The sequence below is a fragment of the Streptomyces sp. NPDC048643 genome, assembly GCF_040650615.1.
Classification (GTDB): domain Bacteria; phylum Actinomycetota; class Actinomycetes; order Streptomycetales; family Streptomycetaceae; genus Streptomyces.
Genome location: NZ_JBEZHO010000013.1, coordinates 22,723 through 45,829, shown reverse-complemented (window position 1 = coordinate 45,829; position 23,107 = coordinate 22,723). Strand labels below are relative to the sequence as shown.

Annotated in this window: 23 protein-coding genes; 12 read left to right on the top strand and 11 right to left on the bottom strand. The window is 70.4% G+C overall.

What is annotated here, in order from left to right:
* Window positions 1–38: 38 nt before the first annotated feature.
* Window positions 39–1,379, bottom strand: coding sequence for a DUF1254 domain-containing protein (locus tag AB0C62_RS15525; RefSeq protein ID WP_362973293.1), 1,341 nt, complete (start codon window positions 1,377–1,379; stop codon window positions 39–41).
* A 108-nt stretch (window positions 1,380–1,487) separates the two neighbouring features.
* Complete coding sequence (locus AB0C62_RS15520) at window positions 1,488–2,525, bottom strand: ArsR family transcriptional regulator (protein WP_362973561.1); 1,038 nt, start codon at window positions 2,523–2,525, stop codon at window positions 1,488–1,490.
* 170 nt (window positions 2,526–2,695) lie between these two features.
* Here AB0C62_RS15520 and AB0C62_RS15515 point away from each other — a divergent pair, with 170 nt between their 5' ends.
* The 4 genes from AB0C62_RS15515 to AB0C62_RS15500 all read left to right on the top strand — a co-directional run bounded on the left by AB0C62_RS15515 (window position 2,696) and on the right by AB0C62_RS15500 (window position 6,335).
* On the top strand, window positions 2,696–3,094 hold the full coding sequence (locus tag AB0C62_RS15515) for a hypothetical protein (RefSeq protein ID WP_362973291.1): 399 nt from the start codon (window positions 2,696–2,698) through the stop codon (window positions 3,092–3,094).
* 69 nt (window positions 3,095–3,163) lie between these two features.
* Complete coding sequence (locus AB0C62_RS15510) at window positions 3,164–3,589, top strand: hypothetical protein (protein ID WP_362973289.1); 426 nt, start codon at window positions 3,164–3,166, stop codon at window positions 3,587–3,589.
* A 43-nt stretch (window positions 3,590–3,632) separates the two neighbouring features.
* Entirely contained in the window at window positions 3,633–4,382 is a 750-nt protein-coding gene (locus AB0C62_RS15505) for a D-Ala-D-Ala carboxypeptidase family metallohydrolase (protein ID WP_362973287.1), read from the top strand.
* Window positions 4,383–4,757: 375 nt separating this feature from the next.
* Entirely contained in the window at window positions 4,758–6,335 is a 1,578-nt protein-coding gene (locus AB0C62_RS15500) for an N-acetylmuramoyl-L-alanine amidase (RefSeq protein ID WP_362973285.1), read from the top strand.
* A gap of 129 nt (window positions 6,336–6,464) precedes the next feature.
* Here AB0C62_RS15500 and AB0C62_RS15495 read toward each other — a convergent pair whose 3' ends face one another.
* The 4 genes from AB0C62_RS15495 to AB0C62_RS15480 form a co-directional block, all read right to left on the bottom strand.
* Window positions 6,465–7,064, bottom strand: coding sequence for a VOC family protein (locus AB0C62_RS15495; RefSeq protein WP_362973283.1), 600 nt, complete (start codon window positions 7,062–7,064; stop codon window positions 6,465–6,467).
* Between the two features lie 95 nt (window positions 7,065–7,159).
* Complete coding sequence (locus AB0C62_RS15490) at window positions 7,160–7,714, bottom strand: dihydrofolate reductase family protein (protein ID WP_362973281.1); 555 nt, start codon at window positions 7,712–7,714, stop codon at window positions 7,160–7,162.
* A 128-nt stretch (window positions 7,715–7,842) separates the two neighbouring features.
* Entirely contained in the window at window positions 7,843–8,589 is a 747-nt protein-coding gene (locus tag AB0C62_RS15485) for a DUF1838 family protein (RefSeq protein WP_362973279.1), read from the bottom strand.
* Between the two features lie 294 nt (window positions 8,590–8,883).
* On the bottom strand, window positions 8,884–10,101 hold the full coding sequence (locus tag AB0C62_RS15480) for a saccharopine dehydrogenase C-terminal domain-containing protein (RefSeq protein WP_362973277.1): 1,218 nt from the start codon (window positions 10,099–10,101) through the stop codon (window positions 8,884–8,886).
* 117 nt (window positions 10,102–10,218) lie between these two features.
* Here AB0C62_RS15480 and AB0C62_RS15475 point away from each other — a divergent pair, with 117 nt between their 5' ends.
* Window positions 10,219–10,941, top strand: a complete 723-nt coding sequence (locus tag AB0C62_RS15475; protein ID WP_362973275.1) for a TetR/AcrR family transcriptional regulator — start codon at window positions 10,219–10,221, stop codon at window positions 10,939–10,941.
* A gap of 39 nt (window positions 10,942–10,980) precedes the next feature.
* On the opposite strand, the gene AB0C62_RS15470 is transcribed toward AB0C62_RS15475, so the two are convergent.
* Window positions 10,981–11,718 (bottom strand): transporter substrate-binding domain-containing protein, encoded by a 738-nt coding sequence (locus tag AB0C62_RS15470; RefSeq protein ID WP_362973273.1) that lies wholly within the window; start codon window positions 11,716–11,718, stop codon window positions 10,981–10,983.
* Window positions 11,719–11,775: 57 nt separating this feature from the next.
* Between AB0C62_RS15470 and AB0C62_RS15465 the strand changes: the two genes are divergently transcribed.
* Window positions 11,776–12,396 (top strand): TetR/AcrR family transcriptional regulator, encoded by a 621-nt coding sequence (locus AB0C62_RS15465; protein WP_362973271.1) that lies wholly within the window; start codon window positions 11,776–11,778, stop codon window positions 12,394–12,396.
* An 80-nt stretch (window positions 12,397–12,476) separates the two neighbouring features.
* Here AB0C62_RS15465 and AB0C62_RS15460 read toward each other — a convergent pair whose 3' ends face one another.
* Together AB0C62_RS15460 and AB0C62_RS15455 are read right to left on the bottom strand one after the other, a co-directional pair.
* On the bottom strand, window positions 12,477–13,643 hold the full coding sequence (locus AB0C62_RS15460) for a YbfB/YjiJ family MFS transporter (RefSeq protein WP_362973559.1): 1,167 nt from the start codon (window positions 13,641–13,643) through the stop codon (window positions 12,477–12,479).
* Between the two features lie 374 nt (window positions 13,644–14,017).
* Entirely contained in the window at window positions 14,018–14,320 is a 303-nt protein-coding gene (locus tag AB0C62_RS15455) for a muconolactone Delta-isomerase family protein (RefSeq protein WP_362973269.1), read from the bottom strand.
* Window positions 14,321–14,519: 199 nt separating this feature from the next.
* On the opposite strand from AB0C62_RS15455, the gene AB0C62_RS15450 reads away from it, so the two are divergent.
* From AB0C62_RS15450 to AB0C62_RS15435, 4 genes are all read left to right on the top strand, one after another.
* Window positions 14,520–15,443 carry a LysR family transcriptional regulator gene (locus AB0C62_RS15450; protein ID WP_362973267.1) on the top strand — a complete coding sequence of 308 codons (924 nt, stop codon included), beginning with the start codon at window positions 14,520–14,522 and terminating at the stop codon, window positions 15,441–15,443.
* 246 nt (window positions 15,444–15,689) lie between these two features.
* Window positions 15,690–16,403 carry an SDR family oxidoreductase gene (locus AB0C62_RS15445; RefSeq protein ID WP_362973265.1) on the top strand — a complete coding sequence of 238 codons (714 nt, stop codon included), beginning with the start codon at window positions 15,690–15,692 and terminating at the stop codon, window positions 16,401–16,403.
* A gap of 112 nt (window positions 16,404–16,515) precedes the next feature.
* Window positions 16,516–16,884 carry a nuclear transport factor 2 family protein gene (locus AB0C62_RS15440; RefSeq protein ID WP_362973557.1) on the top strand — a complete coding sequence of 123 codons (369 nt, stop codon included), beginning with the start codon at window positions 16,516–16,518 and terminating at the stop codon, window positions 16,882–16,884.
* A gap of 56 nt (window positions 16,885–16,940) precedes the next feature.
* Complete coding sequence (locus AB0C62_RS15435; protein ID WP_362973263.1) at window positions 16,941–17,444, top strand: DUF6884 domain-containing protein; 504 nt, start codon at window positions 16,941–16,943, stop codon at window positions 17,442–17,444.
* Here the strand turns inward: AB0C62_RS15435 and AB0C62_RS15430 are convergent.
* Together AB0C62_RS15430 and AB0C62_RS15425 are read right to left on the bottom strand one after the other, a co-directional pair.
* Window positions 17,393–17,806, bottom strand: coding sequence for a hypothetical protein (locus AB0C62_RS15430; protein WP_362973261.1), 414 nt, complete (start codon window positions 17,804–17,806; stop codon window positions 17,393–17,395). The genes AB0C62_RS15435 and AB0C62_RS15430 overlap by 52 nt on opposite strands.
* A gap of 232 nt (window positions 17,807–18,038) precedes the next feature.
* Entirely contained in the window at window positions 18,039–19,298 is a 1,260-nt protein-coding gene (locus AB0C62_RS15425; protein WP_362973259.1) for a TDT family transporter, read from the bottom strand.
* Window positions 19,299–20,257: 959 nt separating this feature from the next.
* On the opposite strand from AB0C62_RS15425, the gene AB0C62_RS15420 reads away from it, so the two are divergent.
* Both AB0C62_RS15420 and AB0C62_RS15415 read left to right on the top strand, forming a co-directional pair.
* The gene (locus AB0C62_RS15420; RefSeq protein ID WP_362973555.1) at window positions 20,258–21,775 is read left to right on the top strand and encodes an alpha-L-arabinofuranosidase B; all 1,518 of its coding nucleotides are present in this window, start codon (window positions 20,258–20,260) and stop codon (window positions 21,773–21,775) included.
* A 127-nt stretch (window positions 21,776–21,902) separates the two neighbouring features.
* A complete protein-coding gene (locus tag AB0C62_RS15415; protein WP_362973257.1) occupies window positions 21,903–23,090 on the top strand; it encodes a serine hydrolase domain-containing protein in 1,188 nt (395 codons plus the stop codon).
* The last annotated feature ends 17 nt before the right edge of the window (window positions 23,091–23,107 follow it).

Sequence of the window (23,107 nt, the reverse complement as noted above, 5' to 3'; positions counted from 1 at the left end):
CCCGTCGACAGCAAACGGTATTCGGGCCCTGAACGGTTCTAGGCGGGGTGTTCCTGCCGAGTGATGGCGGGGATCGTGTACCTGCCGTCGAGAACGGCGGGGTGCGGCTGGTACATGCGCAGGACGGGCCGGAACGGGCCGGGCGGGGTGGGGAGCCAGTTGGCCGCCGCCGCCCGGTCGGCGGGTCGTTCGGGTTGGAGGTGGAGGGTCAGGGAGTCGTCGCGGTCGTAGTGGAGATCCGCGGTCCGGTCGCCGATGGAGTAGCGGGCGATGGGATTGTCGACCAGGTAGTACTGCGGCATGTCGTACATGGTGATCGACCAGAAGGCGTCCACCGGCGGGGTCGTCTCGAAACGGATCGTGTAGGCCTGGGCGCCGTCGAGAGGCCTGCCGTCCCCGTCGTCCCAGGCCATCGCGTAGGCGGCCTCGTATCCGTGGTTGCCCCACAGTCCGGCACGGGCGGCCGCGGCCCGTACGGTCCGGGCGGCGTCGCGGTCCTGCTCGACCCACCGGGGGGAGTTGACGCTGCCTACCTCGAAGAAGTCGAGGTTGTAGTTGAAGGCGTCGTAGGTGAGCCTCCAGCCGTTCTGCTCGGGTCCGGCACCGTGCGTGGTGGCGTACTCCACGCGGTCCTTGCCTCGCCGGTACCCCGTTCGAAGGGCCCGCTCCAGTTCGGCGGAAGGTGCGACGTACGGGCTGCTGCCGTCCAGGAGCCCGAGCGGGGCGAACTTCTGCTGGTAGGCCTGGTCGGCGGGAGCGGGCGGGAAGGCGCGCATCCATGTGCGCAACTTCTCGAAGAACAGCAACTCGGCCTCGGCGACGGCACTTTCAGGCGCGGGCAGCCCGTCGCAGGGCGCGCTGTCACCCAACGGCTCCAGCGTGGTCGCCTGCTGGAGAGCGCGGACGGCAGGCAGGTCATGGGCGCCGTCGCAGGCCCACCGGCCCACGATCGAGGCCACCGTCGTCGGCGCCGTGATCCTCTTCACGCCCTGCGGCACCTCGCCGCTCCAGTCCGGCGGGACCAGCAGGAACTCGCCCGCCGCGGTGCCGGTGGCGCGTCGGCCCACGTAGGCGAAGTTGTCGGTCCACGCGTCGACGAACTGCAACACGTAGTAGCGGCCACCGGTGTCGGGCACCCGCAGCAGCAGTGGTCCGCCGCTCAGGTCCAGCTGCGCTGCCGAGTAGACGGTGTCGTTGTTGATGCTGACGAAGGTGTCCTTCGGACCGGCCAGGGCAGCCGCGTGGCTGAACCGGTTGAAGGGAGCCGGCTCCACCGATCCCATGCCGTCGCGGGTGAAGCGGCCCACCTCGTCCAGGTCGACCACCATCGGAAAGCCGTAGACGTACGCCTCCGCCGCCAGCTCCGCAAGATCCGACACTCCGTACCGCCCTCTCGTGACCAGTCCCTCCGCCATCGTTCCCCGGCCCGGGAGAGCCCGCCACACGGAGATCGAAAAGCCACCCGCAAGGCTGCCGACCGGTGCGGATCAGACGCGGGGACGACGGGCCGACGAGGATTCCTGGAGGGGACCCGTCTGGTTCTTGCTGAGCATGGTCGCTCCCATCAGGGTCAGCGTGTGGATCACCGTGTTGCCGTGGCGGTGGCTGGTGATGAGTCCGGCGTCGCGGAGCGCTGTCGTGTGATGGGTCGCGGTGGCCGGTGTGACGCCGGCTCGATGAGCGGCTTCGGTGGTGGTCGCCCCGGCTGCCGCGGCCTGCAGTACCGCGGCGCGGGACCGGCCCAGCAGTACCTGCAGAGGCGGCGACCCCGGGCTCTCGGACGCGGTCCTGGCCGGCCCGGCGAGTGCTTCGTGGTGAGTGGAGTACATGAGGACCGGGGGTAACCCCGGGTCCGCGAGCGAGATCGGTCCCTTCCAGCAGAAGTACGACGGAATGAGGAGCAGCCCGCGGCCCTCCAGCCGGATGTCGTGCTCCGTCGGATAGGTGGTGATCTCCAGCCGCGGGTGCTTCCACCGGACCGTCGGCCCGAGCCCGCCGAGCAGGCCTTCGGTGCCTCCGTCGAGCAGGTGACGGGCCAGCCGGATCCGCTCGGTGTGCAGGCTCTCGTACATCCACTCCTCGTGCGGGGCGATGACGGTCCGGTGGTAGGCGCGCAGGATCTCCGCCAGCTCGCGTCGGGTCTCCTGCTCCGTGAGGCGGCCGAGCCAGGCGGGCATCCGGGTGACCCGGGAGAGCGCCGCGAGTTCCGTCGCGACCTGGTCCGTCGGCGTGCCGAGGATCGCCTCGAGGCCCGCCTCGAGACCGGCCGTGCCCTCCAACGGGGTCAAGAAGTCGGGGAAGTAGGAAGCGCGTGGGAAGAGGGGCAGGAGGACCCGCCGCACCACATCCTCCAGCCCGGCCTCGCGCAGCCGCTCCCGGGCGAGGCGGTACCAGTGCGCGTACGCCCAGCGGCCCGCGGGAGTCTGGAAGCGGTGAAGGCTGGCGGCGATCTCCCACAGCGGGTGCGGGGCGGCGGCGACCCGCGTCCGGGCCAGATCCTCAGCAGAGAAGTGGAAGCGAAGCACGGCCAACACCCTTTCCGCCTGCGTCATTTCAGCACGTTCGAATGAGCATGACAGTTCGGGGCGCAGACCGGAGCATGAACTCGCTTCGTCACACCGGTCCCACAGAACGACTCGCGGTTCCCCACGTCCCTCCCGCTTCCTCGTCTGCCCCCGAACTGAGAAGGAATCCGATGGCGAAGACTCCTGCCCGCCCGGCCGCGGCGGCACTGTTCACCCTTCTCGCCGTCATCGTTCCCGGAACCGCGCATGCGTCGGCGGCGCCCCCTCGGGCGGCAGCCGGCAGTTGCTACGGCGGCGCGGTCACCGTGTCCACCGACGACTCCCTCGAGTTCGGGCCCTACACCTCCTCCGCCCGGTGCAAGGACATCAACGTCCGCATCGTGGGCGGCGACGCCGACTCGGTGAACGCCTGCGTGAAGTTCGTCCGCTACGGCACGTGCAACCACTGGACCAACATCGGCCGGAGTTGGAAGACCATCGCCACCGACGTCCTCGACGGCAGCCGGTTCACCGTTCCCCTCGGCGTCGACCTGGAAGGCGCCACCGCCCGCGTCGAGATCGCCTACTGAGAGCCACCGGCCCGGCCTGCTTCAGGGCCCCGGCCACTCCCGATGTCACCCAGTGAACGGAGAGTTCAGATGACTCACACCCGGCGAACCACCGCCGTCCTCGCGGCCGCCGTCGCGCTCCTGGCCGGCGGTGCCGCGACACCCGCCGTCGCGCGGCCCGCCGCTGCCGCCGCGGCGACCTCCTGCTACGGCGGCGCCAAGTCGCTCACCTACCACTACGCGGCCTCCGCGGTGGAGTTCGGCACCTACACGACCAGTTCACGGTGCTCCGACATCAACATCAAGCTCAACACCACGGCGTCCGGCGTGTACCTGGACGCCTGCATCGTCTTCGTCGACCACACCTCGCTGTGCAACCACGACAACACCTACTCGACCTTCGGCCCGCAGTGGGCCACCGTCGCGACCGACGTCAAGGACGGCACCCGCTTCAAGTTGCGCGTGCACGCCTACGACACCGACGCACAGGTCGTGCCGTTCCAACTCGCGTACTGACGAAACCTGCTCACCAACCCGCCACGTCCCCGAAGGAATCACGATGACCTCCCCCCAGCGCATCCCGAACCGCCGCGCCGTCCTGCGCGGAACCTTCGCCGCGACCCTCGGCGTCTTCGCCGGCCCCCTCCTCCTGTCGGGCACCGCGCAGGCCTACAACTGGACGCGCACCATGAACCAGGGCGCGACCGGAGCGGACGTGACGGAACTGCAGATCCGGGTCGCCGGCTGGGCCGCGGACTCGGCCGGTCACTCCCGGGTCAGCATCGACGGTGACTTCGGCCCGGGCACGGCCGCCGCGGTCCGCCGCTTCCAGGCCGCCTACGGCCTCTCCGCCGACGGCAGCGCCGGACCCGCCACCCAGGCGCAGCTCAACGCCCTGGAGCAGTCGGACGGTTCGACCGTCCACTTCAACTGGAGTGAGTTCACGGACCGTTCGAGCGGCACCTTCAACGGCGGCAAGGTGAGCGCGGCCAGCGCGAAGGAGAACGCGCGCCGCGCCATGTACAAGCTGGAGGCCCTGCGCAAGAAGCTCGGCAACACGGCCATCACCGTCAACTCCGGCTTCCGCAGCATCGCGCACAACGCCGAGATCGGAGGGGCCAGCGACAGCATGCACCTGTACGGCACCGCGGCCGACCTCGACGTCCCCGGCGTGGCCAACCGCACGGTGTACCAGAAGGCGGAGACCTGCGGATTCTCCGGCCTGGAGACGTACACGGTCGACCACCAGCACGTCGACAGCCGCGCGGACCTCGGCCGGGCCTGGTGGTGGGAGAACGGCACCATCTGAGGCTCCCTGCCGATGAGTTCGTCGGCCCAGGGCCCGACCGAGCCGACCTGACCCGGTCGACTCGGTCAGGTCGGGCCGGCTCGGGTCACGGCAGGTCGGTTCGGGCCGGGGCGGGGCCGTGACGCCGGGCTGGAGTCGTGCCGAGCGGCGCCCGTCGTATCAGGCAGAAGCCCGTGGACCTCACCGGCGCCGGGCGGCCCGTCATCGCCAGGGCCCACCGGGCCGACAGCCCACGACCTGCCGCCCGTCGCCTGCCATGTGCACGTTGCCCTGTGCACCGCGTCCCCACGACCAGTTGTCCGCTCCTCCCTCCCGAAGCCACGGGCTCTGCGACTGCGCGCGCCCGAAGCCACAGCCCCCACCGGAGGCACACGCATGAACCGCAGAACGCCCCGCCCTCTCCAACTGCGCGCGGCCCTGGCCGTTCTGGGCACTCTGACCGTGCTCGTCACCGCCGTACAGCCCGCCCTGGCCGGGCCCCGCCCCGAGGGCGCGTCCACCCCCGGGCCGGTGAGCCGCGACTTCACCCGGGCAGCGGCCGAGTTCGACGTACCGCGCGATGTCCTCATCGCCCTCGGATACGGCGAGACCCACCTCGACGACCACGCCGGCCTGCCGAGCCAGGCCGGCGGCTACGGGGTGATGCACCTGGTGAGCAACCCCGACCAGCACACCCTGGAACTGGCGTCCCGGATCACCGGTGAGACACCGCGCGACCTGCGCAAGAACACCGAGGCGAACATCCGCGGCGGAGCGGCGGTGCTGCGCGCCTACGCCGACGACGCGGGTCTCGGCCGAGCCCAACGGCACGACGCGGACGCCTGGTACCCGATCGTCGCCCGGTACGGCGGCGCCACCGAGCCCTCCTCCGCCCGGCTCTACGCGGACACCGTCTACTCCTTCCTGGCCGACGGCGTGCAAGCCCGCACGCCCGGCGGCGAGGAACTGACCGTTCCCGCCCGCCCTGTCGCACCCGAACGCGGCCAGTACGAAGCGGCCGTGGCGCCGGCGGCGCAGAGCCCGGACTACCCCTCGGCACTGTGGGTCCCGGCCAGCACGTCCAACTACGCGGTGGGCCGTACGGCCTCGATCAGCAAGGTCGTCATCCACGTCACACAGGGTTCCTACGCCGGGACGATCAGCTGGTTCCAGAATCCGACGGCCGAGGTCAGTGCCCACTACGTCGTGCGGTCGTCCGACGGCCAGATCACCCAGATGGTCCGTGACAAGGACACGGCCTGGCACGCCCGTTCGGGCAACGCGACGGGCATCGGCATCGAACACGAGGGATACATCGACGACCCGACGTGGTTCACGGACGCGATGTACCGCTCATCGGCGGCACTGACGGCCTACCTCTGCAACCGTTACGGCATCCCCAAGGACCGCGCCCACATCGTCGGCCACTCCGAGGTCCCCGGCAACGACCACACCGACCCGGGGCCGAACTGGAACTGGACCTACTACATGCAACTGGTGGGCGGCAGCACGGGGGGAGGCGGTGGAGGCGGCGTCCAGCTGAACTTCCCGTCGTACGACACCCTGCGCGCCGGTTCCTCCGGAGCCCAGGTCTCGGCGGCGCAGTCGCTCCTCAACGCGCAGGGCTTCAGCGTGGGCACCGTGGACGGCAGCTTCGGCTCGAAGACCACCGCGGCCGTCACGTCCTTCCAGCGGGCCCGCGGACTAGGAGCCGACGGGGTCGTCGGCGCCCGCACCTGGACCGCACTCCTCTCCGCGGGCACCGTGCCGGCACTGCGCCAGGGCAGCACGGGCGCCGACGTCCAACGCCTCCAGAGGTCCCTCACGGCCGCCCTGGGCCGCACCGTCTCCGCGGACGGCGACTTCGGCTCAGGAACGGAACAGGCGGTCCGCGACTACCAGAGCAGCCGCTCCCTCAGCGTCGACGGCCAGGTCGGCCCGGCAACGTGGGGCGCGCTCCAGGCGGGCCGCTGAGCGAAGGCCGCCACCAGGGCCGCGGCGCACCGCTCCCGCGCCGCGGCCCTGTTCCTCGGCTCGGGCGGGCGCAGGCGTCGAACCGGGCGACCGGGAACACGGAGGATGCGCCGGCGTGGATTTCGGTGTTCAGCCCGTGACGTGGAACTCGTTGCCACCCGCGTCGCGGAACTCGCCCGCCTCCCAGTCGGGTTGGCTGATCTCCAAGCGCAGTCTGTTGCGGCCGGCCTTCGGTGCGGCGGGCGGTCCCATCACCAGCGAGACCGTGCTGGTGGGTTCGTTGCGTAGTCGTACGCCCCAGTCGTGGTATTCGACCGCGTGCCAGTCGGCCTGGGACTGCCAGAAGGCCGACTGCGCGTAGCGATCCTGCTCGGCGACGTCGAGGCAGATCGCCACGAGCCCGGAGTCGGCGTGCACGCCGGGGTGACCGGGACGCAGCACACAGAACTCGTTGCCCTCCGGATCGGCCAGCACGTCCCACGGGACGTCTCCCTGCCCGATGTCCACCCGCCTCGCACCGAGCCCGAGCAGGCGCGCCACCTCGGCCTCCCATTCCACGCCACCCGCGAGGTCGAGGTGAAGCCGGTTCTTGTGCGCCGTCCTCGGCCCCGAGGCCGGCACACACCGCACCTCAAGACCGCCCGTCCGCGCCCGAGTTGCATCCAGCCAGAAGCGACTCATGCGCCCCACATCAAGCGCGTCGATCACGATCCCGGTGAGCATCCGCATCCTTCACTCCGTCGAACCCAGGTGCTGCCCATTGTCCCCACTGCGGGCGGGCGCCGTGGCTGTCCACGGCGCACTCGTACCTCAGGGACAGACAGCTACGGGGCATAAGTCAGCGTGACCACACCCGTCGCACTCGGTGTCGCGGTCACGAACCGCAGCGCGTGCGGTGGCGCGGTGTCGAAGAGGCGTTGTCCCTCGCCGATGACGACGGGGTGGACGCTGAGGTTGAGCTCGTCGATCAGGTCGTGCCGCAGCAGCGTTCGCATCAGGCTGAAGCTGCCGTACATGATGATGTCGCCGCCGGGCCGCTGCTTGAGCTCGGCGACCGTCTGCGCCGCGTCACCGGGGAGAGCGGTCGCGTTCCAGGGCAACGGGCCCCTGAGCGTGTTCGTGGCGACGACCTTGGGAAGGTCGTTCATCGCCTCGGCGTACGGGCCGGTGTTGTTCGACCAGGCCTTCTCCAGGGTCTCGTAGGTCGCTCGCCCCAGGAGAAGGGTGTCGCTCGCCAGCAGCGCGTCGGTGGCGCGCCCGCGTGAGGCCTCGTCGAAGTACTCCAGTGCCCAGCCGCCGCCATCGATCTCGCCGAACCCACCCGGATCCTGGACGACGTTGTCGAGTGTGACGAATGATCCAGCGATCAGCTTGCGCATGACGGTCTCCGTCCTCGGGGCCGGCGAATCCGGCCCTTTGGATGGAGAGACCCTGGCCGGCTCCGAAAGGAATCGGGCGGAGTGGTGGGGGCGGTCGCCGAAGAGCGCCCGCCCCGGACCAGGAGCGCCTACGCCGGCGGGTTGAGCCTGCGGAAGTACGTCCAGCTCGTCTCGTTCGGCTCGGTCCACTTCTCCGGGGCCTGGGCGAACTCCGGGTGACGGTCCGCGATGTAGGCGCGGGTGCGTTCGGGGACGTCGGCGTAGGTACTGAGCTTGCGGCCGCGGCAGTGGTAGGTGAGGCCGCCGGGACGCTGGCCGCGTGCCATCCACGGGAGCCAGGGGGACATCCGGGTCCACGACATTGTCGCCGGGACGCTGGGCGCGGGGCCGGCCAGGTCGGCGCGGTCGGCGAAGAACTGGAAGAGTTCCAGCGCCTTGTACGTGTCGCCGGCCGAATGGACCGGGTACTGGGCGACCGGCAGTGGAGACGGGTAGGAGAGCGGGATCTCCAGACTGAAGCAGACCTGGTCGCCGAGGTCGGTGGCCGGCACCGGGAAAGGGCGCCATTTCTGGTTCGCGGGATCGTTCCAGACGTGCACCACCGGAAGGTCCTGCCAGGTCTCCAGGATCTCGCGGGTGACGGGATCCAGGTAGAAGGCGGCCTCCCGGGTGAGCAGGCGGTACGCGTCCGGGCCGTCCTCGGGCTCCTGGATCAGGCGGCCGACATTGATGCCTTCGAAGCCGAACACACGCTGGTACGGCTCGTCCGGCGACCAGGAGTACACGTCACCGGTCCACCAGTACGTGACCTCCTCGCCGTCGAGCGACGCTCGGGTGCGGGCGAGGGAACGGAGCAGCTCAGCCGGTGTCGTCATACGGAGTACTCTGCGCGACCGCCGCCCCGACCGGACGACGTTCACCGCAATCAGGCCCGGAAGCGACCGGAACAGGCCGCTCTACCGCGCGACGCGTCTCATCGCGATCATCCGACCGGACGACCTGCCATCGCAGCAGGTCGCAGCAGGTCGCGTCAGGTCGCAGTGAAGACCGGTCTGCCGTTCGAGCGTGAGGCCATCGCCCGGTCGCGTCTGCCGGTTCGCGTCCACGCCGCGTCACTGTGACGACCGGCCCTCGCACCAGCCGCGGACCGTCACCGCCCGCACGCCGGGTCACTGCTCGCGCATGCCCCACGGGGAGCCGTACGCCGTCAGCAGGTCCAGGAAGGGGCGCGCCGGGAAGGCCTCCGGTCCGAGGACGCCGGCACCGGTCCACGCGCCGGTCGCGACGAGTTCGAGGGCGACGACCGGATTGATCGCCGTCTGCCAGACCACCGCCTGACTGCCGTACTCCGCCATGGACCACTGGTTGTCGACCACGTGGTAGAGGTACACCTCGCGCGGTGCGCCGTCCTTGCTGCCACGCACCCAGGTGCCGGCACAGGTCTTGCCGTGCATGCGCTCGCCCAGCGTCGCCGGGTCGGGCAGACAGGCCGCGACGACGTCCCGGGGCGACACCGCGACCGGACCGTCGGTTCCCGCGACCGTCACCGGCTCCGTGCGGTCGAGTCCGAGCAGGTGGAGCGTCTTGAGCGTCTCGATGAACTCGTTGCCGAGGCCGTACTTGAAGGTGACGCGCCGGGTGTCGACCCAGCGGGGCACCAGTAGCACCTCCTCGTGCTCCACGTTCACGCACTCGACCTCACCGATGCCCTCGGGGAAGTCGAACACCTCGGGTTCGCTGAACGGCTCCGTGGTGAACCAGCCGCGCTCCGCCTCGTACACGACCGGCGGGTTCAGGCACTCCTCGATGGTGGTCCAGATGCTGAAGGACGGCGCGAAGTCGTAGCCGTCGACGGTGAGGTTCGCGCCGTCACGGATACCGATCTCCTGGATCTCGTCGAAGAGTTCGTCGGCCGCGAACCGCGCGAACACATCGGACAGGCCCGGCTCCACGCCCATGCCGACGAGCGCGAGCGCGCCCGCCTTCTCCCAGTCCTCCGCCTCCGCGAACTGGCCGTCGCCGAGCTTGACCCCGCACTCCTCGTACGGCCGCTCCGGGTGCGGCCGGGACAGCGACATCGCCATGTCGAGGTAGTTCACGCCGCTCGCACGCGCCGCCTGGAACAGCGGCATGACGAAGCGCGGGTCGGTCGCGTTCAGCAGAACGTCACAGCGGTGCAGGGCCAGCAGCTCCGCCACAGCCGCGGTGTCACTCGCGTCGACGCGGGCCGCTACGAACCGCCGGTCGTCGCCCACGGCCGTGACGGCGGCCTCCGCCCGGGCCGGGTCGTAGTCGGCGACCACCATCGCCTCGAAGAACGTACGTCGCGCCGCGATCCGGGTGATCGCGGTACCCACACCACCGGCTCCTACGAGCAGTACACGCATGGCAAGAACTCCCTGTCGGTCCTACGGAGAACGAGGCGCGCCCCTCGGGGAGATACAACGCCTCGGCGTCACGTAAGGTCAATGGCGTTGGCATAAGCGTCCACCCCGGAGGTTACCGTGGCGAAACCCGTGGTGCCCGAGGAGAAACGGCGACGCCGCCGACCCACCCGGAGCGGCACCGTGCTCTCCGAGCAACTGATCGTCGAGACCGCGCTGCGCATGCTGCGTGAGCACGGGAGCGCCGGCTTCACCGCGCGCCGCCTGGGCGTGGCGCTCGACTGCGACCCGAGCACGCTCTACCGCTACTTCCGAGGCATGGACGACCTGACCCTCGCCATCGCCGACGCGCTCATAGGCCAGGCCCTGCGGGGCTGGGAGCCGACGGGGGAGTGGCGGGCCGACCTACGGGCCATGGGACTGCGCATCCACGCCGCCTACGTCGCCCACCCGCAGGCCGCCCAGCTCACCACCAGCCGTGTCAGCGGCCGGGCCAACGAACTGGCGGCCGACGAGGCGGTCCTGGAACTGCTGCGCACGGCGGGCTTCCCACTGCACGACACCGTGCGGATCTACCACGCCTTCATCGACCAGACGCTCGCCTTCGCCGCCCTCGACGCGGCCTCCCTCGCCCTGCCCAGCGCCGCGCTGCGCGCCGACGAGGCCATGTGGCGTTCCACCTACGCCCGACTGCCCGCCGCGACGCATCCCCGTATCGCCGAGGCGGCCCCCTTGCTCGCCACCCGGATGGTCACCAGCGCCTACCCGACAGCCCTGGACATGCTGCTGGACAGCGCTGAAGCGCAACTGCCGCGTTCGCCGTCCCCAGACAGGGCCGCCTGACCCGCTGCACCCCGCCAGGGTCGATCGCGTGCCCGTGCCTCAGCGCTCCGTGCGGGCGGGGGGTGCCACCAGCGTTTCCGACTGGTGTGAGCGGCGTAGCGAGTCGGCCACGAAGCCGTTGGCCTTCAGTTCCTCGACCACGTCGTGCAGGAACCGTACGGTCTCGGGCGTGCGCTTCCGGGACGTTCCGACCGCCTGCTGGATCTCCATGAAACGGTCCTCGACCAGCCGGACTTCGCTCGCGTTCGCCGCCACGAACTCGGTCAACGGCTGGCGGATCCCGGCCGCGACGTCCAAGCCGCGCGTACGGAAGACGTCCACGCCTTCGTCGCCGCGCACCACGGTCGCGTGCTGGAGGGTCCGGCTCAGGAAGAGGTCGTACGCGGAGCCGTGCTTCACCCCGATCCGGACGCCGGGCCGGTCGACGTCGGCGGCGGAGACGAGCGCGGAGTCGACCGGCACCGCGTACACACCCTCGATCACCACGTAGGGGGCGGTGAAGGCGACCTCCGCCTCCCGTACGGGCTCGACCGCGAGAAAGCAGAGGTCCGCCCGGCCCGACGCCATCGCCTCGAACGACTTGCGCGCCGCGTCGAAGCACAGCAGTTCCACCGGCACTCTCAGCCGCCGGCCGATCTCCCGGGCGAGGTCCACCGTGACCCCACCGGGCTCGGCGGGCGTGCCCTGCGCGAGCACGGGATTGCCCAGGTTGATCGAGGCCCTCAGCACACCGGCGGGCGCCAGGTCCTCGACGACGGAAGCGGTGGCGGTCTCCATGAGGCGGAGTCTAGGTCAGACAGGTCCTTGATAGACGACCGGTCGTACACTTCCCTCATGGGACGTACCAGCGACGCGAGAGAGAAGATCCTCGGCGCCGCGCAGTCACTCATCGAGCTGCGTGGCTACTCGGCGCTGGGGGTGGCCGAGATCTGCAAGGCGGCCGGTGTTCCGAAGGGGAGCTTCTACTACTTCTTCGAGTCCAAGGAAGCCCTTGCCCTCGCTGTGATCGACGAGCAGTGGACCGGGCAGAAAAGTGCGTGGACGAGAGCCCTCGGCGGCGACGAGGAGCCCTTGATCCGGCTCCGCCGGCTGTTCGAGGAGACGGAAGCCACCCAGCTCGCCGGTCAGCAGAGCTGCGGCACGGTGTCGGGCTGCATGTTCGGGAACCTCACGCTGGAGATGAGCAACCAGACCGAATCCGTACGGGAACGGCTGCAGGCGATCTTCGAGGAGCAGGTCGGCATGGTCGAGTCGGTCGTCTCCGAGGCGCTCGCTCGCCACGACGTCACGGTGACCGACAGTCGGGAAGCCGCACGAGCGGTCGTTGCCCAGTTGGAGGGCCAGGTCCTGTTCGCCAAGCTCTACAACAACACCCGGCGACTCGGCCCCCTGTGGTCGAACTGCCTGGCGCTGCTCGGCGCATCCGTGCCGAAGGAGCCCGTCGCGGGGATCTGAGGCCCGTTGGCTCCACGGCGACCGACCGGCTCAGGCCCGGCGACCGCGGAGCACCGGCCCGCGCCTCGGCGCCGCCTCCCTCAGCCGACACGCCCCTTCGGAGCCGCACACCGCCTGACGGTCGGCGTGCCGGAGTGCGCCATGACGATCTGGTGCGGGAACCCGCTCCGGAGGACGGCCGCTGAGACGGCCGCCACGAGAACCACTCCGGACGCCGACAGCAGCGCCTGTCGGTATCCGTGCTGGAGCAGGGGCGCGACGAGAAGAGGACCGAGGATCTGACCGACGGAGTAACCGGCGGTCAGCAGGGCGACGGACCGAGGGAACCGCAGATGGGCGCCCGTGGCGAGAGCGAGGGTGCTGATGCCGATGAACGTCGCGCCGAACAGCACGGCCGAGACGAGAGCGGCCGGCACGCTGTCGAACAGAGCGGGCAGCGCGATGCCCACCGCCTGGATCACGAGTGCGGCGCACAGCAGACCGGGCCGTGACCAACGGCGCCCCAGCCAGGCCCACACTGCGGACGACGGCAGAGCGGCCAGACCGACCACCACCCAGGCGCCGCTGCCGATCCAACCCGGTGAGCCCTGTTCGATCGCGGCGACCAGGAAGGTGCCGGCGACGATGTAGCCGACGCCTTCCAGGGTGTAGGAGGCGAACAGGGCGGAGAACCAGCGCCCGGTGCGTGCCCTCCGTACGAGGCCGTCGGCGGGCTCGGGCCTCGCCGTTGCCCCCGATTGCTCCGGCGCGGCCTCGGGGCGAAGGTTCCACGCCAGGACGGTGAGGAGCGCGGCGAGTGCGGCCGAGGCCCACCAGGCGGCCCGCCAGTCGGCGAAGGAAAGCACGGCGAGGACCAGCAGACCGGACAGAGCGATGCCGGCGCCGACTCCGCCGAACGCCCAGCCGGGCAGGTGGGCGGGATGCTCACGCAGGCGGCTGAGGAGTGGGCTGACCGCGATGACGAAGACCAGCGCACTGGCCACCCCGGCCAGCAGCCGTAGTGCCATCCACAGGGCCGTGCTGTGGGTCAGTGGCATGGCCGCCAGACCGGCGATCAGCACGACCAGGCTTGCGCGCAGGAGGGCGGAGGAGCGGGCCAGGGAGGGAGCCAGGATGCCGGCGAGCGCCCCGACGAGGTAGCCGACGTAGTTGGCGGTGGCCAGATGGGCGCCCGCGCCCGGGGACAGCCTCGCCTGGGTGTGCATCAGGGGAACGATCGGGGTGAAGACGAACCGGCCGACCCCCATGCCCGCCGCGAGTGCGGCGGCAGCCTGGAGGACGTGGGTCCACGCTGCGTGCCGCGAGACGGGCTCCGTGGCGGTGGTGGGCAGGGGGCGGCTCGGCGGCATGGGCGTCCTTGGCGATCCTTTGGAAGGCGCGACCAGTGGGCAGGGAGTGGTCTGCCCGGCGGCGGCCGGGGCGGCTGGGCTGCCGGTGAGGTGGAGGCACCCTCCGGGCCGGGCCGCGACCGGGGTGGAGCGTGCGCTCGCGGGTCGCCCCGTGGGTGGGGTCCGACGCACCTCGGCGTCCGCCGGGTCCCGGGCGTCGCCGCGTTCCCCCGAGCGCGGAGATCACGCCCGAGAGAGCGGAAGCACGCGAGGGAGCTGATCCAGGGGACCGCTCAGGCCGTCGTGTCGGCCCGCCCCGGGTCGTTCGGGTGGGATTCCAGCGGTGTGACCTCGAAGGTCATCCACGGGCTCAGCGGAAGGGTGCCCAGCACCTTCTCCCGGAGGTCCTCCTCGTCGTCGCCGCGCCAGATGCCGATGCTGCGCAGCTCCCCGACTGGCCGCCACAGGCGTGCCAGGTGGCCGGTGGCGGCCAGCTCGCCCGCGTGGACGGCTTCGGCGGCCCGCCGCCGGTCCACCTCCTCCTGCGGGGTCCCTTCGGGGACGGTCGTGGTGATCTCGACAAGGAACTCACGCATGGTCGTTCTCCGTTCGGTGCTGAGGCGGCGCGGTCGGTGACGCGCCCCGTGGAGCGGACGTGAGCGAGCAGCCGCCACCAGGGGACCTCCGCGTTCACGCGCCCGCGGGTACGCATGTGTCCATCGTCCGCCCGCTCCCGGAGGAGCGCCACGACCGGTCGTCTCCCTGCTGGTAGGCGCGGCCTCCCACCGACGTAGCATGACCCGTGTGGAACTGCGCCAGCTGCGGTACTTCGTCGCCGTCGCCGAGGAACTGAACTTCGGCCGGGCCGCCGAGCGTCTGCTGATCGCCGGGCCCTCCCTGTCCCAGCAGATCAAGGCCCTCGAACGCGACCTGGGCGTGCGCCTGTTCGACCGGGATCGCCGTTCGGTTTCCCTCACTCCCGCCGGCTCGGCTCTGCTGCCCCCCACTCGCGCCCTCCTGGAAGGGGCCGACGAGCTCCAGATCCGCGCCCGCAGGCTGTCCGGCTCGGAACCGGTCCGCCTCGGCTACGTCAACTGGCTTCCGCCGGACCTGACGGCGCGCACCGCCGCCGTGGCCCAGGTCCACGTCGACGCCTGGGTGGCGCCCTCGCACGCCCAGGCCGCACGGGTCGCCGACGGAAGCCTGGACCTGGCGATCTGCTGGGTGCCCACCGGCTCACTGGACGAGCTCGGCCTGCGGGCCCGCCTGATCGGCGCGGACCGGCTCTACGCGGTCGCCCCCGGAGACGCCACAGGAGAGGTGCCCGCCTCGGACACCGCCGTGCTCCTCGACGACGACACCACCTCCTGGTCGTCGTGGAACGCCTATGCCGAGGCGCTCGCCAAGGACACCGGCGCGCGCGCCGTCCGCATCTCCGACGGCGGCATCACCGGTCCCGCCTTCTTCGATCACGTCCGACGCATCGGCGGACCCGTGATCAACTCGCCCAAGGGGCAGACCACTCCGCTGCCGTCCGACCTGGTCCGACGTGCCGTCGTAGGGCCCGAGATCCACTGGACCTGGTCCTTGGTCCGGCGCGGGAGCGAGGTCCGCTCATCGGTCCTCTCGGCGGTGGACGCACTGTGCGAGGGCGTCGGTGACCTCGGTGTCCAGGCCGCCGGTGCCTGGTTGCCGGACTGCGATCCCTACCGGCAGTAGCCCGCCGCGTCAGGTCTCCCGACCGTCACCAACCCCGCTCAGCTGGGCTGGGACCTCCTGAGCTGCGCTGGAAGCATGCGCCTACCACCTGGGAGGAACTCGGTCCCGGGGAGAGGCCCGTCGACCGTGGACGGACGTGTCGCGACCGCTTACCTTCGCATTAGTCGACCGGTCGGCTAGTAAATCGGTCGGCAACCGTCCCGGACATCGCGGACGGGCCCCCTCGATCACACGGAGAACGACACCATGACCACTCAGGACCAGAAGGTCGCGATCATCACCGGCGCCTCGCAGGGCATCGGCGCGGACCTTCTCACCGCCTACCGCAAGCACGGCTACGCCGTCGTCGGCACGTCCCGCAGCATCGCTCCCGTCGACGACCTCGACGTCCTGACCGTCCAGGGCGACATCGCCGACCCCGCGACGGCGGAACGCGTCGTCGCCGCCGCCATCGACCGGTTCGGCCGCATCGACACACTCGTCAACAACGCGGGCATCTTCGTCGCCAAGCCGTTCACGGACTACACCGAGGACGACTTCGCGGACGTGACAGGCATCAACCTCACCGGCTTCTTCCGCATCACCCAGCTCGCCATCGAGCAGATGCTCGCGCAGGGCGGCGGCCACATCGTCAACATCACCACCAGCCTGGTCGACAACGCCGACGCCCGGGTTCCGTCCGCCCTGGCCTCTCTGACCAAGGGCGGCCTGCAGTCCGCCACCAAGTCCCTCGCCATCGAGTACGCCACGCGCGGCATCCGGGTCAACGCGGTCTCGCCGGGCACCATCAAGACCCCCATGCACCCCGAGGACACGCATGAGGCCCTCGCGGGGCTGCACCCGGTCCGCCGTATGGGCGAGTCCTCCGACATCGTCGACGCGGTGCTGTATCTGCAGCACGCGCCGTTCGTCACGGGCGAGATCCTCCATGTGGACGGCGGGATGAGCGCCGGTCACTGACCCGGCGGGTCCACCCTTGGAGGTGTGGGGTGTTCCTGGTCGCGCACCCCACACCGTCCACCCCACCGGCAGGCCTCGCGCCCCGAACACCAGGAGCATCCTGATGGACACCATGAAGACCAAGGACGACGAAGCGATCCTGCGTGACGTCCTGGACCGGTGGAAGGCCGGTGTCGACGCCCACGAGCCTCAACAGGTCGCCGCCCAGTTCACCGAGGACGCCATCTTCCAGGGCCTGCATCCCTACAGCACCGGGAGACGAGGTGTCGCCGCCTACTACGACTCGCAGCCGCTGGGAATGGAGGCCGCCTACCAGGTGCTCGAGACCAGACGGCTGTCCGAGGACCTCGTGCTGGGCTACCTGGCCGTCGACTTCTCCTTCACCGACCGCCCCACCATCGGCGTCAACCTCAGCGTCCTCGTACGCCGGACGGCCGAGGACTGGCAGATCGCCCACTATCACGTGTCCCGGCTCCCCTAGGGATCGTCGGCTCCTGCCGACCGCCACGTCACACGCACCGGAACAGGACCACAGGCATGACAGCGAACGACCATCTCGACTGCTTCGGACCTGAACTGGTCGTCATCCCGTGCGGCAGCCGCAAGCTGGACCGGCGTGCACCGGCGGGGGACCTGTACGTGGGGTCGTACCACCGTGCGTGCCGAAGGGCGGCGGAGGCACTGGAGCCCGGCCGGCTGCTCATCCTGTCCGCGCGCTACGGGCTGCTCGACCTCGACGACGTCATCGAGCCGTACGACACTCCCCACGGCGCTGCCGACTCCATCACGGCCGATGCCCTACTGGAGCAGGCGCGCCAACGGGGCGTCGTCCTCGGGGGTCCGGTGGTGGCCCTCGGAGGCGCCCGTCATGTGAGCCTCGTCCGCACCGTCTGGCCAGACGCCTCGAATCCCCTGGCCGGGACGCGCGGCATGGGCGAGCAGATGGCTCGGCTCGCGGCGATACGCACGGGGCGGCCGGGCAACCCGACCTACTCGGCGGAACGCGGGCCGGTCACGCCAGTGAACGGGAAGATCGGATAGCCCTCCGTGCACGGGCCGTCCGTCGGACGACGGGGCCAACCCATCCCGAGGCGGTACACCAGCGTCAGCACGACGACCGTCACCACCGGCGAGAGCCACAGCGCTGCCCACCCGCCCCGAACACGCCTGGTACGCAGCGGTAGTTGGAGCAGAAACACCAGGGACGTCAGGCAGAGCCACACCAGGGGCGTCATCATCCGCAGCCCGATGTTGTTGCTCTTGTCATTGCCCAGCGGGCAGTCCGCCCACGACCGGACGGTCCACGCCGTGCCGCCGTACACGCCGAGGGCGGAGAGCAGCAGGTACCAGGCGCACCCCGGCCCACCCGCCGGTGCGCGGCTCTCCGCTCCCAAGGCGTCCATTCCCCGTGCCTCCCCTGTCGACCACGCCGCTCAGCGCCCGCGCCGACGCGCATGCCGGCCGCCCCACGCCGATCGAGCCGGTTCAGTCACACGGACCAGGAAACGATCATTTCGGTTCCCGTCGCCGATCTCAGAACCGAGCTCACGCGGAGCTCAGCAGGGGATCACGCGACAGTCATGATGGGCCTGCTCCCGATGCTCGGAGCAGGCCCATCATCATGATCGGGGTCGGTCATTCCTCGTCGACGGTCAGGCCGGCGCCGACGACCTCGCCCGCGGGGTCTAGGCGGGTCGCCCGGGCCTCGGCGACCGGAGGCTCGTCGGCGCGGACGGATCCCCTGAGTGGGGCGGTCCCGGCGACGCGAGTCGCCGCCCCGACGGCAGGATGGTGCCCATGCCCTTCCGTCATCCCGCGGCCCATGTGCCCGGCGGCGTGGAGTGCGGAGCGCCCGGCCACGACGATCCAGGCGAGGACGAGAAGCCCGTACGACGCCACGGCGAGCCACTTGAACGCGTCCGAACCTGTTTGCGCGGCAAGGGTGTTGGTGGCCGTGACGCAGGCGCCGACCGGGAAGATGAAGGACCACCAGGTGGCCGCGAAGGGCAGTCCGGTCCGGATCGTCCGTACCGTCAGCCCGGCGGCGAGCGTGAGCCACAGCATGGCGAAGCCCCACACCCCGAGCCCGCCCAACAGGGCGCATACCGCGGTCCCCCGCGCGTAGGGGGCGGGCAGGACGCTCGGCGCCGCCGCGGCCAGCGCGCCGAGCGCTGCCACGGCCTGCCCCAGGGCGCCCGCGCCGATCCACACCGTGGGCACCACCGCTCCGGAGGGTGCCTCGTGATGGATGAGGCGGCCGTAGATCAGGGCTATCACCAGCAGGGCCGCGATGAGGCCGAGTCCGAGCATCGCGTAGCAGCCGAGCACCAGGGCTAGGCGTAGCTGTCCCGCCGGTGCGTGCGGGATGAGCAGCGCGCCCGTCGCGGCCGAGACGATCGGCGGCACCACGGGCATCAGCCAGCCCCCGAATGCCGCGTCCGGCGCGAAGCGATGCCGTGTGACCATCAGGTACGGGACGGTGCAGGCCGTGACCAGACCGAGCACGGTACCGAGTGACCACAGCACCCAGTCCACATCCAGCGCCGCCTCGCTTCCGATCAGCGGGCGGCCGAGCAGCAGTGCCCCGGCGCCGACCGTGAGCAGTGCCACCGGGGGCGCGCCCAAGAACTGCGCCATCACCGGATCACCGGCGTGAAGCCGCAGGGCTCGCTGCCGGAGGTATCCGGTGGCCAGGAGGACGAGGAGGAGCGCGGCGCCCAGCCAGACGACCATGGCGCCGGTCCGCAGCCCGGGGAAGGTCCAGGGCAGCGTGACGGCCGCGTTGGCGACGATGCCGGTGCCCATCACGGCAGCGAACCAGGTGGGACCGAGGGGTGGACGCGTCGTCCTGTTTGCCGTAGGCGCCGTAGGAGGGGCGGACGGGGAGGAATTCATTCCTCGAACCCTATGGTCGGGTTGGGGCAGGTCAGTCGCGCATGTCCTGATGTGAGCGGTGTACGGCACACACTGACGGCCGGCATGGACCTCGTCCACGCTTGAACACCTCGGTGGCCGGTCCGGGTGTTCGATCGTCACGTCGGTCGATGGCGTGGGGAAGGGGCTCCCATGGCCGCCCCGGGGCGTTCCGGCACTCCGTGCCGAGCCGGAGCGAGCGCGGAATCCGGAGGCCCGTGCTGGAACCCCCGACAGTGCCGAAGGCGCTGAACGGCTCTGATTTCAGACGCACTTCGGGGGAGTTGGAAGAAACTCTTGCGCGCTCCACGGACGCGGTTTACCGTCTGTGCCACTCGAGCACCCACCCCTCCTGCTCGACACCGCATCAGATTGTTAGCGCTAACAAAACGGTTCGGATGCCTGGCGTGGGACGACGCGAGGCTCCGCTCCGCGTGGCAGAGCCCGACGACCGCTCCCTGTTCGACCAGGGGCTCCGCCGGGGTGCTCTCCCCGTTCTCGGCAGATGCCTGCCGCGCGCGGGCCGACCCATGAACACATGCGGCACGACCATGTCGCCGTAGCGCCATCACCAGCACGGCTGCCTCCCCCCAGACGCCTGATGGGCCCCACCCACCTGACGGCGTACCACGCACGCTGCCGGACCGTATCCACGGCCGGTCGTCACTCGCGCCCTCCGGGAGCGCGACGCAGACACAAGCGCGGAACAGCCCCCGAGAGCCGGAAGGGCCGGGCGCACCTCACCCAGGTCGACCACCACCGTCGACCGTTTCCGGTGAGCGGCAGGCCCTGACCCCGAACTGCGCGGTCAGGACCATCGGCGTGCCCGGACGGTGGCCCGTTCCGAGCCATCCGGCGCACGGGAATCTCCGGAAACCACCCAGGAATCGAGGACACAGGTGAGAGCACTTCGGTCCGTTCTTCGACGCCGTGCCGCCACTCTGACGGCAGCCCTTGCCGCCGTGCTCGTCGCGGGGGCCCTCTCGGGAACGGCGGTCTCCCAGGCCGCGACGTCCCAGCCCTGCGACCTGTACGCCGCGGGGGGCACCCCGTGCGTGGCCGCCCACAGCACCACCCGCGCCCTGTACGGCGCCTACAACGGGGCGCTCTACCAGGTGCGCCGCGCCTCCGACAACGCCACGCGCGACATCGGGGTCCTCAGCGCGGGTGGATACGCCAACGCCGCCGCACAGGACTCGTTCTGCGCCGGAACGAGCTGCGTCATCACCGTCATCTACGACCAGTCCGGCCGGAACAACCGTCTCACCCAGGCACCCCCGGGTGGGTTCAACGGCCCCGCAGCCGGTGGCTACGACAAGCTGGCCAACGCCACGATGGCGCCGGTCACCCTCAACGGCAACCGCGCCTACGCCGTCTTCGTCTCGCCCGGAACCGGCTACCGCAACAACGCGACCAACGGCATCGCCACAGGTGACCGACCCGAAGGCATGTACGCGCTCTTCGACGGCACGCACTACAACGACGGCTGCTGCTTCGACTACGGCAACGCCGAGACCAACAGCCGCGACAACGGCAACGGCACCATGGAGGCCGTCTACTTCGGCGACAGCCGAGGGTGGGGCTCCGGAGCCGGCAACGGCCCCTGGGTCATGGCCGACCTGGAGAACGGCCTGTTCTCCGGCGTCAATCCCGGCAACAACCCGAACGACCCGACCGTGAACCACCGCTTCCTCACCGCGATCGTCAAGGGCGAGCCGAACCACTGGTCCATCCGCGCCGGAAACGCCCAGTCGGGCGGACTGTCCACCTACTACAACGGAGTCCGGCCCAACGCCTCCGGCTACAACCCGATGAAGAAGGAGGGTGCGATCATCCTCGGCATCGGCGGCGACAACAGCAACAGCTCCGCCGGCACCTTCTACGAAGGTGTCATGACCTCCGGCTATCCCTCCGACGCCACCGAGAACGCCGTCCAGGCCAATATCGTCGCAGCCGGATACGCACCGGGCTCAGGCGGCGGGACCGCCCTCAACTCCGGTTCGACGATCTCGCTCCGCGCGACCACCGCCTGCTGCACCACCAGCTTCCTCAGTCACTCCGGCACGAGCGTCGCCACCGCGGTGGTCACCTCCACAAGCGCGGCGACCGACAAGGCCAACGCCTCCTGGATCGTCCGGCCCGGCCTGGCCAACAGCGCCTGCCGCTCCTTCGAGTCGAAGAACACACCGGGCACCTATCTGCGGCACCAGAACTTCCAGCTCTACCTTCACCCCAACGACGGCAGCGCCCTGTTCGCCAACGACGCCACCTTCTGCTCGCAGGCAGGCGTGAACGGGCAGGGCAACTCCCTCGTCTCCTACAACTTCGCCGACCGCTACATCCGCCACTACGCCACCACCGGATACGTCGCCTCCAACGGCGGCTCCAACACCTTCGACGCCGCGGCACTCTGGCCCGACGACGTCAGCTGGGCGGTCGCCGCTCCCTGGACCCCCTGATCCTCGAGCGGGTGGCCGCCTCTCCTCGGGGCGGCCACCCCATGACCCATCACGTGGGGGATACCCCCCTTCGGATAGGGGGGTGCGCCGGATCCCCCTCCCCGCCGGGTGAACCTAGCGTTCGGCCATGACCTCGACTCCGCGCAAGCACCTCGCCCTGGCGCTCGGCATCGCCGCGTTGCTCACCGCCGGGGTGGGCACCGCCGTCGCGCAGCCCCAAAGTTCCTCCTCCGTAAGGCAGTTACGTCAGGACACCCAGGCGATCCACACACTCGGCGTCAGCGGTGTCCAGGCCCGCATGATCGGCCCCGACGGCCGGCAGGCGGTCGCGGTCAGCGGCACCGCCGACCTGAACACCGGCCACCGGGTCCCGTCCGACGGCTACTTCCGCATGGCCAGCACGTCCAAGACGTTGATCGCCACAGTCATCCTCCAACTGGAGGCCGAGGGCAGGCTGTCCCTGGAAGACACCGTTGACCACTGGCTGCCAGGGGTGGTGCGGGGCAACGGCAACGACGGCAGTCGGATCACCCTCCGGCAGCTCCTCCAACACACCAGCGGCCTGCACGACGACCTGCCCGGCTACACCACACCGCAGGAGTACCACGAGCAGCGCCACGACGTGTACACCTCGGAGCAGTTGATCGCCCGAGCCATGGATCACGCGCCGGACTTTCCACCGGGCGAGGGCTGGCAGTACTCCAACACCGGGTACATCCTGCTCGCCACGATCATCCACCAGGCCACAGGCCACGCCGCCCACCGGGAGATCGAAGACCGCATCCTGCGCCCGCTCGCCCTCACCCGGACCCGGTGGGGCGGCACCGCGTCCTCCCTGCCCCAGCCGCACGCGAAGGCGTACCAACTGTTCGGCCCCGGGTCACGGGTGGACGTGACGGACCAGATCCCCGTGGACCACGAGAACCTCTCGTTCGTCACGACCACACGGGACGAGAACCGCTTCCTCCGGGCGCTGCTGGGGGGCCGCCTCCTGCCACGCCGGCAGTTGGCCGAGATGAGGCGGACCGTCCCCGTGAACGCGGAGGTCCAACACCTGTGGCCCGGCGGCCGATACGGACTCGGTCTCGTCGAACGCCCACTGAGCTGTGGGGGGACCTACTGGAGCCATGAGGGTGGGGACGGCGGCTACATCACACTCAACGGCGTCACCGCGAGCGGAACACGAAGCGTCGTGGTCTCCATGTCCGAGGCACGCGGTGACACCCTGGAGCACATCCTGGAACAGGAGGGGGCCGCCAGTGCCCTGGTGGATCACGCACTGTGCGCCGGTCGCGTCGACAACGTGACGAGGTGATCGACTGGTACGCGCTC

Excerpts from the sequence above, each read along its gene's own strand:
- AB0C62_RS15445 (WP_362973265.1), top strand. The coding sequence starts at position 15,690 with ATGACCACTCAGGACCAGAAGGTCGCGATCATCACCGGCGCCTCGCAG.
- AB0C62_RS15470 (WP_362973273.1), bottom strand. The coding sequence starts at position 11,718 with ATGGAGACCGCCACCGCTTCCGTCGTCGAGGACCTGGCGCCCGCCGGT.
- AB0C62_RS15415 (WP_362973257.1), top strand. The coding sequence starts at position 21,903 with ATGACCTCGACTCCGCGCAAGCACCTCGCCCTGGCGCTCGGCATCGCC.
- AB0C62_RS15455 (WP_362973269.1), bottom strand. The coding sequence starts at position 14,320 with ATGCGTGAGTTCCTTGTCGAGATCACCACGACCGTCCCCGAAGGGACC.
- AB0C62_RS15460 (WP_362973559.1), bottom strand. The coding sequence starts at position 13,643 with ATGGGGGTCGGCCGGTTCGTCTTCACCCCGATCGTTCCCCTGATGCAC.
- AB0C62_RS15490 (WP_362973281.1), bottom strand. The coding sequence starts at position 7,714 with ATGCGCAAGCTGATCGCTGGATCATTCGTCACACTCGACAACGTCGTC.
- AB0C62_RS15450 (WP_362973267.1), top strand. The coding sequence starts at position 14,520 with ATGACCCGTGTGGAACTGCGCCAGCTGCGGTACTTCGTCGCCGTCGCC.
- AB0C62_RS15430 (WP_362973261.1), bottom strand. The coding sequence starts at position 17,806 with ATGGACGCCTTGGGAGCGGAGAGCCGCGCACCGGCGGGTGGGCCGGGG.
- AB0C62_RS15465 (WP_362973271.1), top strand. The coding sequence starts at position 11,776 with ATGGGACGTACCAGCGACGCGAGAGAGAAGATCCTCGGCGCCGCGCAG.
- AB0C62_RS15500 (WP_362973285.1), top strand. The coding sequence starts at position 4,758 with ATGAACCGCAGAACGCCCCGCCCTCTCCAACTGCGCGCGGCCCTGGCC.
- AB0C62_RS15440 (WP_362973557.1), top strand. The coding sequence starts at position 16,516 with ATGAAGACCAAGGACGACGAAGCGATCCTGCGTGACGTCCTGGACCGG.
- AB0C62_RS15435 (WP_362973263.1), top strand. The coding sequence starts at position 16,941 with ATGACAGCGAACGACCATCTCGACTGCTTCGGACCTGAACTGGTCGTC.
- AB0C62_RS15480 (WP_362973277.1), bottom strand. The coding sequence starts at position 10,101 with ATGCGTGTACTGCTCGTAGGAGCCGGTGGTGTGGGTACCGCGATCACC.
- AB0C62_RS15505 (WP_362973287.1), top strand. The coding sequence starts at position 3,633 with ATGACCTCCCCCCAGCGCATCCCGAACCGCCGCGCCGTCCTGCGCGGA.
- AB0C62_RS15485 (WP_362973279.1), bottom strand. The coding sequence starts at position 8,589 with ATGACGACACCGGCTGAGCTGCTCCGTTCCCTCGCCCGCACCCGAGCG.
- AB0C62_RS15495 (WP_362973283.1), bottom strand. The coding sequence starts at position 7,064 with ATGCGGATGCTCACCGGGATCGTGATCGACGCGCTTGATGTGGGGCGC.
- AB0C62_RS15510 (WP_362973289.1), top strand. The coding sequence starts at position 3,164 with ATGACTCACACCCGGCGAACCACCGCCGTCCTCGCGGCCGCCGTCGCG.
- AB0C62_RS15425 (WP_362973259.1), bottom strand. The coding sequence starts at position 19,298 with ATGAATTCCTCCCCGTCCGCCCCTCCTACGGCGCCTACGGCAAACAGG.
- AB0C62_RS15515 (WP_362973291.1), top strand. The coding sequence starts at position 2,696 with ATGGCGAAGACTCCTGCCCGCCCGGCCGCGGCGGCACTGTTCACCCTT.